14 protein-coding genes and 1 tRNA gene are annotated in these 15,243 nt (G+C 39.8%); 8 read left to right on the top strand and 7 right to left on the bottom strand.

Annotation, left to right across the window (positions count from 1 at the left end):
- Positions 1-136 precede the first annotated feature (136 nt).
- Both BCL90_RS14040 and BCL90_RS14035 read left to right on the top strand, forming a co-directional pair.
- Positions 137-209: transfer RNA gene (locus tag BCL90_RS14040), tRNA-Lys, on the top strand.
- 248 nt (positions 210-457) lie between these two features.
- On the top strand, positions 458-1,783 hold the full coding sequence (locus BCL90_RS14035) for a site-specific integrase (RefSeq protein ID WP_121285148.1): 1,326 nt from the start codon (positions 458-460) through the stop codon (positions 1,781-1,783).
- Positions 1,784-2,022: 239 nt separating this feature from the next.
- On the opposite strand, the gene BCL90_RS14030 is transcribed toward BCL90_RS14035, so the two are convergent.
- The 4 genes from BCL90_RS14030 to BCL90_RS14015 all read right to left on the bottom strand — a co-directional run bounded on the left by BCL90_RS14030 (position 2,023) and on the right by BCL90_RS14015 (position 4,938).
- Positions 2,023-2,415, bottom strand: coding sequence for a type II toxin-antitoxin system VapC family toxin (locus tag BCL90_RS14030; protein ID WP_121284641.1), 393 nt, complete (start codon positions 2,413-2,415; stop codon positions 2,023-2,025).
- Positions 2,402-2,632 (bottom strand): hypothetical protein, encoded by a 231-nt coding sequence (locus BCL90_RS14025; protein WP_121284640.1) that lies wholly within the window; start codon positions 2,630-2,632, stop codon positions 2,402-2,404. The genes BCL90_RS14030 and BCL90_RS14025 overlap by 14 nt, the downstream gene beginning before the upstream one ends.
- Before the next feature lie 130 nt (positions 2,633-2,762).
- Complete coding sequence (locus BCL90_RS14020; RefSeq protein WP_134380645.1) at positions 2,763-4,025, bottom strand: hypothetical protein; 1,263 nt, start codon at positions 4,023-4,025, stop codon at positions 2,763-2,765.
- A 13-nt stretch (positions 4,026-4,038) separates the two neighbouring features.
- A complete protein-coding gene (locus tag BCL90_RS14015; protein WP_121284638.1) occupies positions 4,039-4,938 on the bottom strand; it encodes a HEPN domain-containing protein in 900 nt (299 codons plus the stop codon).
- Between the two features lie 32 nt (positions 4,939-4,970).
- Here BCL90_RS14015 and BCL90_RS14010 point away from each other — a divergent pair, with 32 nt between their 5' ends.
- Positions 4,971-5,471: a helix-turn-helix domain-containing protein gene (locus tag BCL90_RS14010; protein WP_317126834.1), complete on the top strand. Its 501-nt coding sequence runs from the start codon at positions 4,971-4,973 to the stop codon at positions 5,469-5,471.
- A gap of 97 nt (positions 5,472-5,568) precedes the next feature.
- Here BCL90_RS14010 and BCL90_RS14005 read toward each other — a convergent pair whose 3' ends face one another.
- Both BCL90_RS14005 and BCL90_RS14000 read right to left on the bottom strand, forming a co-directional pair.
- Positions 5,569-5,979: an ester cyclase gene (locus BCL90_RS14005; RefSeq protein ID WP_121284636.1), complete on the bottom strand. Its 411-nt coding sequence runs from the start codon at positions 5,977-5,979 to the stop codon at positions 5,569-5,571.
- Between the two features lie 119 nt (positions 5,980-6,098).
- Positions 6,099-6,614: a Crp/Fnr family transcriptional regulator gene (locus BCL90_RS14000; protein ID WP_394341707.1), complete on the bottom strand. Its 516-nt coding sequence runs from the start codon at positions 6,612-6,614 to the stop codon at positions 6,099-6,101.
- A gap of 829 nt (positions 6,615-7,443) precedes the next feature.
- Between BCL90_RS14000 and BCL90_RS13990 the strand changes: the two genes are divergently transcribed.
- The 4 genes from BCL90_RS13990 to BCL90_RS13975 all read left to right on the top strand — a co-directional run bounded on the left by BCL90_RS13990 (position 7,444) and on the right by BCL90_RS13975 (position 14,009).
- Positions 7,444-8,109, top strand: coding sequence for a TetR/AcrR family transcriptional regulator (locus BCL90_RS13990; protein WP_134380642.1), 666 nt, complete (start codon positions 7,444-7,446; stop codon positions 8,107-8,109).
- A gap of 266 nt (positions 8,110-8,375) precedes the next feature.
- Positions 8,376-9,713, top strand: coding sequence for a TolC family protein (locus BCL90_RS13985; protein WP_166792207.1), 1,338 nt, complete (start codon positions 8,376-8,378; stop codon positions 9,711-9,713).
- Between the two features lie 55 nt (positions 9,714-9,768).
- The gene (locus BCL90_RS13980) at positions 9,769-10,824 is read left to right on the top strand and encodes an efflux RND transporter periplasmic adaptor subunit (RefSeq protein WP_121284631.1); all 1,056 of its coding nucleotides are present in this window, start codon (positions 9,769-9,771) and stop codon (positions 10,822-10,824) included.
- Positions 10,825-10,871: 47 nt separating this feature from the next.
- Complete coding sequence (locus BCL90_RS13975; protein WP_121284630.1) at positions 10,872-14,009, top strand: efflux RND transporter permease subunit; 3,138 nt, start codon at positions 10,872-10,874, stop codon at positions 14,007-14,009.
- A 471-nt stretch (positions 14,010-14,480) separates the two neighbouring features.
- Here the strand turns inward: BCL90_RS13975 and BCL90_RS13970 are convergent, their stop codons facing one another.
- Positions 14,481-14,867, bottom strand: a complete 387-nt coding sequence (locus BCL90_RS13970) for a winged helix-turn-helix transcriptional regulator (RefSeq protein ID WP_121284629.1) — start codon at positions 14,865-14,867, stop codon at positions 14,481-14,483.
- A 101-nt stretch (positions 14,868-14,968) separates the two neighbouring features.
- Here BCL90_RS13970 and BCL90_RS13965 point away from each other — a divergent pair.
- Positions 14,969-15,243: SDR family oxidoreductase (locus BCL90_RS13965; RefSeq protein WP_121284628.1), on the top strand; the 275-nt coding region annotated here is incomplete at its 3' end.

Here is a 15,243-nt window from a genome sequence, read left to right as displayed (position 1 = left end):
GCTTAGCCATTTTAAAATCAAGAAGTTACACCCTGATAACTTTATTTTAACAATAAAGGCCTAAAACATTTTGTAAAAACATTTGCAAAGAAAGGATTTATCTCTATATTTGCACCTCCTTAAACAAAAGGAAAATGATTCCGTAGCTCAGCTGGTAGAGCATTACACTTTTAATGTAGTGGTCCTGGGTTCGAATCCCAGCGGGATCACAAGAAACAATATCAAAGAGAACTAAAACCCTGCAAATCAAATGATTGCAGGGTTTTTGCTTTTACGGGTTATGCCAAAATATGCACGAAATCGCATATAAAATGTGCGTCATTCGGTGCGTCGTTCTTTATAATATCAAACTCCCCTAATTCGTATTAAAACATTGATATTCAACTCGTTTAATGGATGAACATCTTGTATGAATGAAACTGCAAAGCTATTTTTGTTTAACCTTAATGTTATCGTTATGAAAACTAATTTTAGCGTGCTTTTCTTTTTGAAAAAGCCAAAAAACTACATAAAAGGGGCTGTTTACTTTATCTTTTTAAGAATTACGGTGGACGGGATTCGTGCGGAAATGTCAACAAGCAGAAATTGCGAACCAGAGCGGTGGAATGCAAAAGCCGGAAAAGTCATCGGCACAAAGGAAGATGTTAAAATACTGAATGCCTATCTGGAAAATATGAAAGCGGAAGTTTATGCAGCCCATAGCCAGTTAAGCGTGGACGGAGCTGAAATAACTGCTGATAGTGTTAAATGCAAATTCTTAGGTAAAGAAGAAAAAGCACACACCATATTGGAGGCCATTAAAACTCACAATGAAAAAATGAAAGCATTGGTGGAGAAAGAAGAATATGCGCCTGGCACGCTTAGAAGATTTGAAGTATTGGAAAGGCATGTAGAAGAGTTCATTGCCGCCAAATACAACAGAACCGATTTTAATGTAAAACGTATAGACCACGAGTTTATCCACGGTTTTGACTTCTACCTGCATACGGTAAAGGAAAACGATACCAACACCGCAAATAAGCATATTAAAAATCTCAAAAAGATCGTAAGCATCTGCCGGAAGTATAAATGGATTAATACCGACCCTTTCTTTGGGCATACGCTTAAATCAAAACCTGTCCACAGGGAATTTTTAACCGCAGATGAATTGCATAAGATCACCGAAAAACAGTTTACTACCGCAAGGTTATCGCAGGTACGTGACTTTTTCCTGTTCAGTTGTTATACCGGACTTTCTTATGCAGATGTTCAAAAACTTAAACTAGCCGATGTAAGTATTGGGGTTGACGGCGAACGTTGGATATTTACCTACAGAAAAAAAACAGATACAAGGGTGGCAATACCTTTGCTGCCAATAGCGGCAAGCATTCTGGAAAAGTACAAAGATCACCCTTATTGCCTTCATAACAACAAGGCTCTACCAATTTCAAGCAATCAAAAGATGAACGAATATCTGGTTGAAATTGCGGCACTTTCAGGCGTTAATAAAACATTAGGAAACCGGATAGCCAAACGGACTTTTGGCACCACCGTAACTTTATTGAACGGTGTACCTATCGAAAGCGTATCTAAAATGCTTGGGCACACCAATATCCGTACTACACAATTATATGCCAAAGTATTGGATACCAAAGTAAGTGAAGATATGGCGCCACTTATGGGGAAATTTGTTGCTCAACATACCAAAGCTAATGAAGTTACAGAATCGAAAATAAGCGCTGATATTGCCTTGATCCGGGAAAAATACACTGTAGTAACACCAGAAATGGAAGAAGCGTCGTAATAAAAGCAATAGCACTTTTCATCTACTGACCACGTATTGTTATTGCAATGCGTGGTTTTTGTCCCACTGCAAAGGGTGCCGATCATATACCACACGACCAATGTACTATGGCAGGAAACCAAGGTAAACAACTCCGTAAATGCCCAGAGCGAGAACAGCGGGTTGGCTTACGTGTGATGGGGTTTCGCAGGCCGCACCGTGCGGGTGGTGCTGATTAATAAGCAAATATATGTCAAGGATTACCAGCTCTTTAAATTTAGGTTGTCTATTTCCTTAAAGTGCTTGTCCTTGGTGTGTAACTTTAGGTCAAATTGCTTTGATACTGCGGCTATCCACATGTCATTCTCCGGTATTGGCTTACCTTTTTGCAACAAGGCAGTTTTGATTAAGGCATAGTGATTTGCTGTTTCATCATCAGCAATAAGAACATTACACCTTTCTAGAAAAGAGTTGATCTGTTTAATGTGCTTTTTTGGGTTAGCTGATCTGTAAGCACCCAGATATAGTTCCCCTAATACAGCAAAAGGAATATTTATTTCCTCCTCTAAGGTTTCAAGAAACTCTGTAATTGTTGGATTGCCTTTAAATAACTCAATAACGATATTGGTGTCTAATAGGTTACTTCCAGTCATCTGGGTGGATTGTTTCACAAGATTCTGCAATAATACGTTCCATTTCTTCCGCCTCGTCCTTCGACCAGATTCCAGAAAAATCTTTTAAGCTTAGCGTTTTCTTAACTGTTCTATTATTGGTATTCTTTAATAGCTTCTCCAAAGCAGATAAAGTAGCTTCACTCTTTACTTTGAGCATTTCTTCTATCAAATGTAATTTACGTGTTTCTATGTGCATGGATATGATATTGAGTGTTAACACAAAAATAAAGAATTATTTCTACAATAACCATACCCCTAAATCCTAATGAACATGAACAATTGATAGGTAAACATGTAATTTCAATTTTTTAATTTTTTCGTGATCTTTATTTATCAATAAACCTATATCCCATCCTTAGTTGATCTACAAAATCTTTAAAATCACCGTCATAGTGTTTCTTTAGTACTAAGAGCTGAAATTGGCTTTGCTGAAAATAAGTAAGCAGTTCGCTATCTACAACAGAGTTCAATAGCACATATTTTCTCGGGCTGTAGCTCAGCATAGCAAAGAAAGCGGTATTGAAGTAATATTGTAGCGGATGTATTTTTCCTAGAAGCATTAATCGAAGCTCCAGTTTATAATAATCGCCCTTATCTTTCCATAGAAAGCAGATTTCTGGTGTTTCATTATTAACTTCGCATGGAGTCATATACGATCTTATCGGTTTGCTCTTTACATTACGCATTCCATACGTATAACTGTAGTGTGTATACAGCCTTCCTGAAAGTAAAGGGAGCGCCTTTTGCCATAGCTCAAAAAGCTGATTGAAATTATATTGGTTCTGTTTCCGTTTTTCAGCTAGACTATGAGCGTCTTCTTTATATTCTGGGTTAGCAACTAAGGCTATCTTTTTCATGTCGAAGCAAATCTCAACGAGGCTTTGCTGTTCGTCCGTAAGATCAATTTCCGAAAGGTGCATTTCATTAAGTACGTATGTTTTAAAGCTCCTAACTCCCGTTTTGCCTTTGTTCAATATACCTATACAAGGAATTAGAAAAGGGTAATGGTTAGTTCGGTATCTTTCATTGTTAGTGTCTGCCAAGCAGAAACTCAATACGATGTGGGTCTCACTCGGTGGCTGTTCCTGAATTGAGGGAACTGCTTTTCGTAGCTCAATTATATTTGCAGATATATTAGGAAGTTGTTTTCCAGGTTTATATAAGCCTTTATACCTCACTTTTGATGATACATATAAACTGTCCTTTGACTTATGGATCATCAGATACTTAGATACCCCTGTTTCCTGATCAAAGAATCCCGGCCAATAATAGTCCTCGAAATCGTATTCAGTATGATAGTACATCAGTTGGTTAAGCGAAAAATAAGCGTATCGGCTCAAATAGTTTTCATGGGTATCAACGCTGCAGCTCACCAGTAGTTTGGATGTGGTGACTTTGATATAAACAAGCTCTTCAGGCTCTTTGTCCAGAATTACACCTATTACGAGCAGTTCATTGCTGAAAGATATTTTTCTGATTTTAATGGGGAAATAACCCCTTTTGGGTTTTCTGATTTCGGAATATTGGTTCAGTGTATTTTCTGTAAGTATTCTTGTATTTGGCGTAAAGGGCAAATGAAAGAAGTTCATCGATGGAATAGTTTTATCCGGCATAATCCACCTCTCTTTCTTTTTTTAGTTGTGTGTAGGATTCTGCCACTTGTGCAAGGGATTTTATCTTGTCACTGCACATAATTTCAGTAAGCTTTAAAAAGGTTGAAACACGGGTGAAAATTTGCTCCGCATCGACTAGTTCAACCTTAAAGTTATCCTTGTAACGTGCAGCGGAATAACTTTTTACCATAATGTCAAAGAGCCGTTTGTCCTCTTCACTGCCCGATAAAAATAGCCTTGATGGTGCCGGAGAAAAGCTATCGCACAACCGAAGTTGTCTATACAGGTTGTGTATATCAGAACGGTAAGCCAGATGAACCCTGATCAAAACAATACAGCATTGTTCTACTACCTGATGTGCCATAAATGCACTAAGATTGTAATGTTGGTTGGTCAGGCATTCTTTTGCACTTTTTAAAAAACCTGTTGCCAACGGAAAGCGATGGTTGTAATGTTTTTGGGCTTTTACTGCTCCCTGTGTGGGAATCAAACTTATAGCCTGGAAAGGTTGTACCATACCATCCCGACTATAGAGAATTTTACCCTCGTTATAAATGGTAATGAAAAACCTGTTATTGGCCTTTATTGCCGCTGCAATGGTTTCTTGCCCATGAGCCAATATGGTGATTTTTCCGAAAGGGTATTTATTATTGGCAAAGTCTTGCACCTCGTGTTCAATTCTGGTGACGCTTTCTGTGACCATCAGCAAAAAATAATGATAGTTTTCTGTACTATGGTTCTGTATAAAGCACCCGTTATTGACTTTAAAATCGATGTATTTTCCAAAGCTATATATTTGCTCGGGCTTGAATTTTTGAACCAGCTCTTTTATAAAGGCTGAAAAATTTTCTTTCTGGAACTGACCAGATTGCGAGAATTGTGTTTCCATAATCGTGACATTTTTGATTTCTGAGATCAAAAATGAGGTACGGCAATGCCGTAACCTACCAATTAAATTGGTATCTTACTACAATACATTGGTTCATTACTATCTTAGGAATTTATTATATTTGCTTTATGGAAACGCCTACAAAATCTAACAAAGTGCATATCGGCAGAAAGATCAGCCGTATCAGGGAAATACGTGGTATAAAACAAGATTTTCTTGCTATTGAACTTGGCGTAAGCCAGCAGACTATCTCAAAGATTGAGCAGAGTGAGGAAGTTGAAGTTGCAACATTAGAAAAAATAGCAAAGGTCTTAGGCCTCAGCGTGGATGCTATTAAAAATTTCAGTGAAGAGGCTGTTTTTAATATAATTGGAAATACTTACCACGATAATTCAGCATCGTTAAATTATCAATGCTCATTTAATCCTTTGGATAAGATTGTAGAACTTTATGATGAGAAGGTAGCCCTTTTGGAGCGTTTGTTACAGAGTGAGCATGAAAAGGTAGAATTATTGAAAAAAGGAAATCAGTAAGCTTTCTATCAAGTTCATAAAATACAAGAGAGACGGCTCATAGTGAACCGTCTCTCTTTATTTAAAACCATCTCGCTAGACTTTTGCAACGAAAATTTTATTGTGGTATAGCTCCGATTTGAGTCATTAAAGCTAGCAAATCAGGTTGTCCTATTTCTTCTATGATCTGGTTGTCAGACAAACGATAAAAATTCATTGCGCTAACTGCGATTGGTTTTCCGGTTGCGGATACTCCGAAGAAGGTTCCTTTATGGGTTCCCTTCATTGTAAATCTAACGGCTACTTTGTCATTCTCAGCGATCATATCTTCGATACTCCATTGAATATCAGGAAAGCCGCTGCGCATCATTCCTATAATCGTTAGATAACCTTTAGGCCCTTGCAACGGATCAGCCTGAAAAGGCACATAGAATTTCGCAGCAGGACTTATTAGTTGTTGAGCCAAATTTTCATCAGCAGTATTAATGAATTGTAAAAATTGATTGAAGAATTCTTTTGTTGCTCCCATTTTATATTTTTTTGACTTGTAAAACTGAGTTGTTATACGATGCAAAGATGGTTTACAAATGTCTTTCCAGCCAATAAACAAGCTTAAGAAATAGTCTTAATGTAGTTTAAGGGTAACTATTATTTTAATGATATATCTTTTCTGATTTTGCTCAGAAATTCAGGTGTGATGCCCAAATAGGAAGCTATCTGAGTATTGGGTAATCTTGATGATAGCTCGGTATACTGTTCAAGAAAATCCAGATATCGTTGCTCTGCATTTGAACTGAAATTTTGTAACAAGCGGGTTTGAAGTTCAATAAATTTTTCCTCCACGATCACCCGAAAGTTTCTGTCAAACTTTGGTGAATTCACAAAAAGATAAAGCAAGTCCTGCTTCTCAATCTGCAAAATTGTAGAAGGTTCAATTGCCTCTATGAACAGTTTGCTTGGTTTTTCCGAATAGAAACTTCCCAGGTCAGCAACCCAATCATTTTCTGCTGCAAACCTTAGATTATGTTCCGTCCCTTTTTCATCAATGCCATACATTTTAAAACAGCCTTTCTCAACAAATGTATAATGTTTGCAAACAAAGCCTTCCTGTAAGATCATCTGCCTCCGTTTTATTTTCCTTGGTGTTACTCTTTCGGAAAGCAAAATTATTTCATCGGAATTTAGCGGAAGGTACTTTTTAAAATATTCAATTAAAGGTTGTATCGTCAAGTTTTTGATATTAAGCCTGTTTAGTTTTTACAGAAAGGAGTTCCTAAATAAATCAGCAATTTAGAGATCCAAAAATAGAACTAAATTCTGTAAATCATTAACAATGATAAATTGGATAAATGGATTTTAATTCATTTAAGCAAAATTAAAAGAACTAAAATTAATTAGATATATGGAGGCTGCTCTGTCGCTGTTCAGATATAAAGTCATCTGCTTATCCCGTAATCCTGTGATTCCCTTTGCTTTTTTTTCTTACGTTTGGATGGCTCACCTGGATTTTCTTCGGGTGCGATGTAAACAGGCTCCATAAGAAGACTTAACAGGTCAGCACCTATCTTTCCAGTTGTAGAAATCATTTCCCCGACACTTTCAAATACTCATTCAGCAAAGCTTCTCCCCAAATCGTTAATAATGGTCTGGTTAGACTTTTGGTTAGGAATGTTTTCCAATAGGTTCATCTGTGTTTTCTGCGCGATAGTCCCATTTTGCATCGTGTTGGCATTACATCTCATTTTTTTATTGTTGATAATAACGATATTATTAGCAGTTAAACCGCCACTTAATTCCGGCAAAAAGCACGCTTAAACGCTTTTCTTAATGCTCTTTAAGCGCTTTTCGTTGCTTTAATCAACGATCCAATTTTGAAAGACCAGGTTTGAACAGGTGCTAATGACGCCAGACGATCGCTGGGATATCAATTCACGCTGGCTTTTCCCGACACCGAGCTATTTTCCGAACGAACAAAAAAATCATACTATGCCCTTTGAAATATCAAAAATTCATCCGACATTTGTGTTATACAAAATTGTCAGACACTATGTTGAATAGCGAGGTTACTACAGATACCGAAACACAGATTAAACTTGCCGCCAGAAAAATTTTTTTACAAAAAGGTCTGGCAGGTACTCGGTTGCAAGAAATTGCCGATGAAGCCGGTATTGGACGCACGGCACTTCATTATTATTTCCGTAGTAAAGAAAAGCTTTTTGCAGTAGTCTGGAAGGATTTCTTCGGCGAGTTGGCCGCACGGATGCTTGATCTTAATGCCGACAATTATACTATCGTAGAAAAAATGCAGCTTTTTGCCGGTCACTACATGGACGATGCTATGCAGAAGCCAGAAGTTGATATATTTTTGTTGAACGAATTCAACAAAAACCCTGCATTGTTTCAGGATATTCAAAAGCTTCTTCAGAAAGATTTTTATGAATATTTTAAAACAGGAATTGCCGAGGCTGTCAAAAGAGGTGAAATGATAGGGAATCCGGAACAAATCTTTCTCACCTTTCTGTCTTCCTGTATGTTTCCATTCGCAGGGATGGGCATGATCAAGTCTTTGCTGAATCTTTCCGACAAAGCTTATTTAAACTTAATGAAAGAACGAAAACAGTATCTGATTGATTTTTTGGCAAACGCGTTTAAGGCTTAGTTTTTTTATCTAATATTCGACAAAAATGTCGAACAATCACATAAAACATTTACGTTAAAAGCTAAATATATTATGAAGTTTGATGTATCAAGAAACAGCTCAACCACATTTTTATTCAGTATTCGACAAGAATGTCGAACAATTATATAAAACATTTAAATAAAAAGCTTAGTATATTATGAAGTTTGATGTATCAAGAAATAGCTCAGCCACATTTTTACACACTATTTGACAAAAATATCCAACAATTAAATAAAATAAAAAGTATGAAACCAAAAAAAAATGCCTTCGGTATATCATTTGTAATATTGATTAGCATAAGTTCGATGGCTCATGCGCAGACGCACTATACGCTTGCCCACTGCACAGAAATAGCCCTTAGGCAAAGTCTACAACTCAAAGCAGTTACGCTTGATTTTGACAAAGCTAACGCCGGCATCAGGCAGGCTTACAGTGCGCTACTGCCAAACATTAGTGCCAGCGGCTCTTATCAGTATTCGCCCCAGATTCAAACCTCCATCCTCCCTGCTTCGACCTTTGGAGGAACTGAAGGCACGTATATCCCTGCACGTCTAGGCATCGACCAGACCAAATTAGTGTCTGCTGAACTAAGCCAGAACATTTACAATGCATCGGCCAAAATAGAGCTAAAAGCGGCGAAAGTTCTGCTGGCTGGCAGTCAGCTTCAGATCAGAAGCTCACAGGAAGACTTGGTCTACAATGTCGCTGCTACCTACTACAACATCCAATCGCTGTTAAAACAGGAAGAACTAAGCGGTCAAAGCCTGCAAAATACCGAAACCTTACTAAAAGGCACTTCGGAGCAGTTGCGGGCAGGGCTTGCTACCCAGACCGACGTAGATAGGCTGACCGTTACCCGTGACAATAGTAAGGCCGATCTGGAAGGGCTTCAGAACTCCAAAGAAAAATATTACAACCTGCTTAAAGTGCTGATGAACATGCCACTCAGCGAATCCGTCAGTATCGATACCTTCACTGAAAACGAAATAAGTCACAAGGCAGACAGCGACTATGACGCGGCTAAAAAAACAAATTATTTACAGTTGCTTCAAAACAAACGAATTGCCGAACTCGAATACAAGAACATAAAAGCAGGTTACTTGCCAACAGTATCACTTTATGCCAATTATGGGCTATATGGATATAACGTTAACGCCAATCCATTCAAAAATATCAACGACAAGCTCTATCCGGCGTCCAACATTGGGATTAAATTCAAAATATCCATTTTTGATGGTTTTAATACCAAATACCAAGCCCAGCAAAAACAACTTGAAATTGGCAAGCTTGATGTTCAGGCCACACAGATATTGCAGCAAAACGATAAGGATGTTGCTAATGCCCGGGCAGATATACGAAGCAATATGATCACATATGAAAACCAGAAAAGAAACTTGGCCCTAGCTCAAAAGGTATTGGCTGATATCAATCAGCAGTATCAGAGTGGGATCGTTAAAGTCAGTGATGTGATTAATACTACAAGCGATCTGCAATCGGCACAAACAAAATACGTTACGGCACTGATCAATATTAAACAGGCAGAACTAAACCTGAAACAAGCCCAGGGTACCCTGCTCCCATAAAATTTCAAATTAATATAAACATAGATTAGATCAAACATCATAACAACACAAAACCATGAACAAAATAACAAAAACGGTTTTAACGGTCGTCATTGCTGGCGCCCTGTTAGCTGCGGTGGCTTTCAAACTGACCAGCAACAAAGAAGAGCTCACCGAAAAGATTTACCAACCCGATGTCAACACCGCTGTAATGGTGCAGATAGATTCAGTAAAAATGGCACGGTTTGACCAGTCGGTTACTTTTACGGGTTCTTTTGCACCCAACCGTGAAGTAACCCTTGGTACTGAGACAACCGGAAAAGTGATCAAAGTCAATATCCAGGAAGGCTCCCGAGTGGCAGCTGGCAGCGTGATTGCCCAGCTCGATAGTGACCTTTTGAAAACCCAACTACAATCAGCAAATGCTAGTTACGACAGAGCCGTCAGTACGCTCACCAGGTATCAGCAGGCAGTTTCAGGGGTCACCCAGTTACAAATAGACAACGCCAAAACAGACGTTCTTATTACAAAAGCCCAGATCGACCAGCTTAAAAAACAGATCAGCCAGTGTACCATTCATGCACCTTCTGCTGGTGTGATCATCAGCCGGAATTTCGATCTGGGGGCTATCGTATCCCCAGGCATGCAAATGGCAACCCTGATCGATATCAGTTCCTTAAAACTTGAAATCAATGTTCCTGAAAAAAATATTGCCCAGTTTAAAACAGGACAAGCTATTGATGTAACCTCTGATGTTCACCCCGGTACCAAATTTAAAGGAATAGTAGAAATGATTGGATCAGATGCGGACGCCTCGCACAATTTTCAGATCAAAGTCCGTGTAGCCAACAACAATTCCGCTTTACGGTCGGGTATGTACGGAACTGTTGAGCTTACAAATACGCTTTCAGCTGACGCCTTGACCGTTCCCCGTTCAGCCATCATCGGATCTTCGGCAAAACCACAGGTATATGTGATTGAAAATAATGTTGCGAAAATTCGGGATATCCAGCTCGGTAGCGGGAACGAAAACCGCGTTCAGGTAACCAGCGGACTAGCCGCAGGCAACCTAGTTGCATCAGGCGGACTTGTTAATCTCAGTGATGGTTCACGGGTATCCATTGCAAAATAAAAGAACCTGCAAGTTGCCAGGTTATTCAAGCTAAAACAACATAAAAAATGTCATTAACCGAAATTTCAATCAAACGCCCCTCGCTGATCATTGTGATCTTCACAGTCCTTCTCGCCGGGGGTATATTTTGCTACACCAAGCTAAGCTATGAGCTGATGCCTGAAATGAGTAAGCCAACGCTGGTGATCACCACGCAATACCCAGGAGCTGCACCTGTCAATGTGGAGCAGACTGTTACAAAAAAAATAGAAGATGTACTCAGCGGTGTGGATGGTATCAAAACAGTATCCTCGCAGTCACTGGAAAGTAACTCGATCATTACAGCCGAATTTAATGTCGGAAGCGATATAGACAGTAAACAACAGGAAGTACAAAGGAAAATCAACAACATTTTAAGTGATCTTCCTTCTGATGTGAAGTCTCCAAGCATCTCCAAGGTGACACCAAGCGACCAGCCCATTATTCAGCTGGCAGCCGTATCTAAATTAAGCGGTTCTGAATTTTACGATGTCATCAAAAATGAGATAAACCCCCAGTTTCAGCAAATCACAGGTGTGGGCGAAATAACGGTCATTGGCGGCCAAGAAAGGGAAATACAGGTCAATGTACTAAAAGACAAACTGGACTATTACGGGCTTTCGATCCTGAATGTTACCCAGAAGATTACCAACGCGAACGTAGAGTTTCCGGCGGGAAAAGTTAAATCTGAGAATAACGGTCAGATGACAGTCAGGCTAACCGGCAAGTTTTCTTCGGTCGCCCAATTGAATGATTTGACCGTCGCTCTACCCTCGGCAGGCAGTCCGGTTAAACTAAGTGACGTTGCTACCGTTACTGATGTTACAAAGGAACCTGCATCCGTCTTTCGCTATAATGGCGAAAATGCTATTGGTCTTTTGATCAAAAAGCAGGGGGATGCCAATGCGGTCGATATCAGCAGGCAAGTTAAAACAAAGATCTCAGCCATCCAAAACAAGTATGCCAGTAAAGGCGTGAAATTCATCATTGCAGACGATACAGCGGATTACACTTTAGAGTCTGCAGACGGCGTAGTACATGACCTTGAAATTTCGGTGCTGCTGGTAGCGGCCATTATGCTTTTGTTCCTGCACAGTATCCGCGATTCGCTGATCGTCCTGGTGGCAATTCCGACCTCGCTGATTTCTACCTTTATCGCGATGTATTTCTTTGGTTTTAGTCTGAACCTGATGAGTTTGCTCGCTCTTTCTCTTGTTATCGGGATTTTGGTCGACGACAGTATTGTGGTACTTGAAAACATCCACCGCCACCTTCACATGGGAAAAAATAAACGTCAAGCAGCGCTTGACGGAAGAAATGAAATAGGTTTCTCTGCCCTTGCAATTACAACAGTGGATGTGGTGGTGTTTGGCCCGTTGTGTGTGATCCAAAATACAATTGGCGACGTACTTCGCCAGTATGCCGTTACCATTGTCATAGCGACACTGATGAGCTTGTTTGTATGTTATACGCTGACCCCCTGGCTGGCATCACGCTTTGGCAAGGTAACTGTGCTGGACAACAAAAATATGTTTCACAAAGTATTGATCCAGTTTGAAAAGCTTCTTGACGGGCTTACCGCCTGGTACGTCGGCGCGCTTCAATGGACATTAAAGCATAAATTAATCACGGCAGGGTTCGTGCTGACGCTTTTTGCGGCGATTGGCTTGGTGATGAACATGGGCATCATTGGCAAGGAATTTATTACACAAACCGATAAAGGACAATTCAGACTCGCCCTGGAATACGACAAAAGCCTGACAGTTAAGCAAAATAACTTACTCAGTTATGAAATTGAGAGTTATCTGCGCCAGCAGTCTGATGTTACCACCGTATTCAGTAATGTGGCAGGCAGTAGCACTTCCTCAATCGTAGCCGGTGTGGGATCCGATTATAAAACCGAATTAACCGTGACACTGGTTGACAAAGATAAGCGTGCGCTTTCAACCGAAAAACTGATGCTTAAAAAAAGTCAGCAGATTGCCAAACATTTTGCTGGCGTGAAGGTTAGCCCAAGTATGGTTAGCATGGTAAACATGGGCGATCCGATCCAGATCGTTTTGAACGGAGAAGATAACGACCAGCTGATGAAAGTGGCCAATGAACTGAAATCCAGGATAGCGGCAATGCCCGGAGCGATAAATACGAATCTTAGCGTTGAGGCCGGGAACCCTGAGGTGGAAGTCAATATTAACCGTGAACAAATGGGGCAGTTAGGCCTGAACATTTACAGTGTCGGCACAACATTACAAAACGCCTATTCAGGAAATGACGACGCAAAATATCGTGTCGGTAACAATGAATATGATATCCGGGTCAAGTTTGATGATTTTAATAAACACGATGTGGAAGATGTTAAGAATATTTCTTTTATCAATGATGTCGGCAAGTCTATCAAGCTATCGCAGTTTGCCAATATCGTGCAGGGAAGCGGCCCCAGTGTATTGGAGCGTAAGGGCAGAAGAACCTCCGTTACGGTAAAAAGCAATGTACTCGGCCTGCCATCAGGTAACGTGGTCGACAAAATCAAGCAATCGCTGATGGAAAAGCCTCTGCCTGCCGGTATTGATTTACGGTGGAGTGGAGATGCTGAGCGCCAGGCAGATTCCTTCGGTGCACTGGCTGCAGCTATTGTCGCTGCCATTTTCCTGATGTACCTTGTTATGGTGGCCTTGTATAATAACTTCATATACCCCTTTGTAGTGCTTTTCGCTATTCCGGTGGCATTTCTAGGTGTTTTTCTCGCACTTGCACTGACCAAATCTTCCATGAGTATTTTCACCATTCTGGGTATGATCATGCTTTTGGGGCTTGTAGCAAAAAATGCCATCCTGATCGTCGATTTCGCCAACCAGCGCAAGGAACATGGCGACAGTACCTGGACAGCTTTAATAAAAGCCGGACAAACCAGGCTACGGCCTATTTTGATGACGACCATTGCCATGGTAATTGGTATGATTCCTATTGCCACCAGTACCGCTCCGGGCAGTGAATGGAAAAATGGCCTTGCATGGGTGGTGATCGGTGGATTGTCTACCAGTCTTTGCCTTACCGTGTTTGTGGTGCCGATGGTGTACTACTGCGTTGATAGGATCGGAGATAAATACAGACAAAGGTTCCCAAGGAAGGAAGATCACTCCAGTAGCGTGTCAGTATCTGTGCATTAACAAGATTGATCCCCGGTTCACGCTACTCTATCAAGTGGCGGAGATCGGGGATTGTTATCCTAACCATAGACCGTTTACCTAAAATGAAAAAAATCTTCATCAGTGGCGGTGGACTTGCCGGATTGGAACTTGCGAAAGGGATGTCAGGCAATAAACAGTTTGATGTTCTTTAATAGATCAGAATAATTATAATGTCTTTTCCCCATTCATTTTGGTATCTTCAAATAAATTAGCCTAATTGTATAATGTTCGTAAAGCTTTGGTAAGATTCAGAAAATAGCTTTCATTAAATTTGATTTTTCCTTTTGTAATCCGGAGAATTCTGCCGCAAATGTGTCAATTAGTCTTAACTCCCCGAAGAGCCCCATCGTATTCTGATTTTACTTTACAGTCTTGAAAGTGAGCAAGTTTGAAGTTGCCCGGTCGCAATTTGTGACGCATAACGGTTTGAGTATTGGCGGCGGTTGTTTTTCAATTCCATTCCGTCTTCACTTTTTCACGGTGTAATAGTCCCCACTCTCTCAATGCCACAATTACAGCACCAAGCGAATTTGTATATTCTGTCAGTTCGTATTCAATGCCTACAGGTTTCGTTCCGTAAACACGTCGGGTTATAAAACCATTTAATTCTAGTTCTTTTAATTCGTGTGAAAGCACTTTTGCAGAAATCTTATTTATTGTCCTTTTAATTTCACCAAAATGCTTGTTGCCTTCAAGCATTGCAACTAAAATTGGAATCCTCCATTTTCCGCCCAATACATATAATGCGTCTTGTATTGGGCCTAATGAGGATTTACATTCAGTTAGATTAGGAAATAGCTCGATAGATTTCTTTAGTTGTTTTGTTATCTCAATCATAAAGTTAGTTACTTAAAGGTAAGTAGTTACATTTGGGTAACCACTTACATTTTGTAAGCAATTTAGGTATTTTTGTTACACTAAAATTAAAATGTAAGTAAATGGTAAAAACTATTGCAATAATTGGTGCCGGTCCAGGTGTTGGATTTGCTGTGGCAAAACGTTTTGGGAAAGAAGGTTACAATGTAGCTCTTTTGGCAAGAAGTGAAGAAAAATTAAATGATCTGGTTAAACAGCTTGAAGCACAAGAAATTTCGGTTGCTTCTTTTTACGCTGATGTTTTGGATAGAAATTCTTTAAAAGATGCTTTGGTTGCTGTAAAAAAACATTTTGGCTCTATTGATGTTATTGAATTTAGCCCTACTCCTTCAATGGA

It is taken from the genome of Pedobacter alluvionis, assembly GCF_003664035.1.
GTDB classification, from domain to species: Bacteria; Bacteroidota; Bacteroidia; order Sphingobacteriales; family Sphingobacteriaceae; genus Pedobacter; species Pedobacter alluvionis.
This window is presented reverse-complemented; position numbering and strand designations above follow the sequence as displayed.

Bases quoted from the DNA above. Each gene is read 5' to 3' on its own strand.
- BCL90_RS13975 (WP_121284630.1), top strand. From the start codon at position 10,872: ATGTCATTAACCGAAATTTCAATCAAACGCCCCTCGCTGATCATTGTG.
- BCL90_RS14015 (WP_121284638.1), bottom strand. From the start codon at position 4,938: ATGGAAACACAATTCTCGCAATCTGGTCAGTTCCAGAAAGAAAATTTT.
- BCL90_RS13985 (WP_166792207.1), top strand. From the start codon at position 8,376: ATGAAACCAAAAAAAAATGCCTTCGGTATATCATTTGTAATATTGATT.
- BCL90_RS14020 (WP_134380645.1), bottom strand. From the start codon at position 4,025: ATGAACTTCTTTCATTTGCCCTTTACGCCAAATACAAGAATACTTACA.
- BCL90_RS14010 (WP_317126834.1), top strand. From the start codon at position 4,971: ATGAGGTACGGCAATGCCGTAACCTACCAATTAAATTGGTATCTTACT.
- BCL90_RS14025 (WP_121284640.1), bottom strand. From the start codon at position 2,632: ATGCACATAGAAACACGTAAATTACATTTGATAGAAGAAATGCTCAAA.
- BCL90_RS14005 (WP_121284636.1), bottom strand. From the start codon at position 5,979: ATGGGAGCAACAAAAGAATTCTTCAATCAATTTTTACAATTCATTAAT.
- BCL90_RS14030 (WP_121284641.1), bottom strand. From the start codon at position 2,415: ATGACTGGAAGTAACCTATTAGACACCAATATCGTTATTGAGTTATTT.
- BCL90_RS13980 (WP_121284631.1), top strand. From the start codon at position 9,769: ATGAACAAAATAACAAAAACGGTTTTAACGGTCGTCATTGCTGGCGCC.
- BCL90_RS14035 (WP_121285148.1), top strand. From the start codon at position 458: ATGAAAACTAATTTTAGCGTGCTTTTCTTTTTGAAAAAGCCAAAAAAC.
- BCL90_RS13970 (WP_121284629.1), bottom strand. From the start codon at position 14,867: ATGATTGAGATAACAAAACAACTAAAGAAATCTATCGAGCTATTTCCT.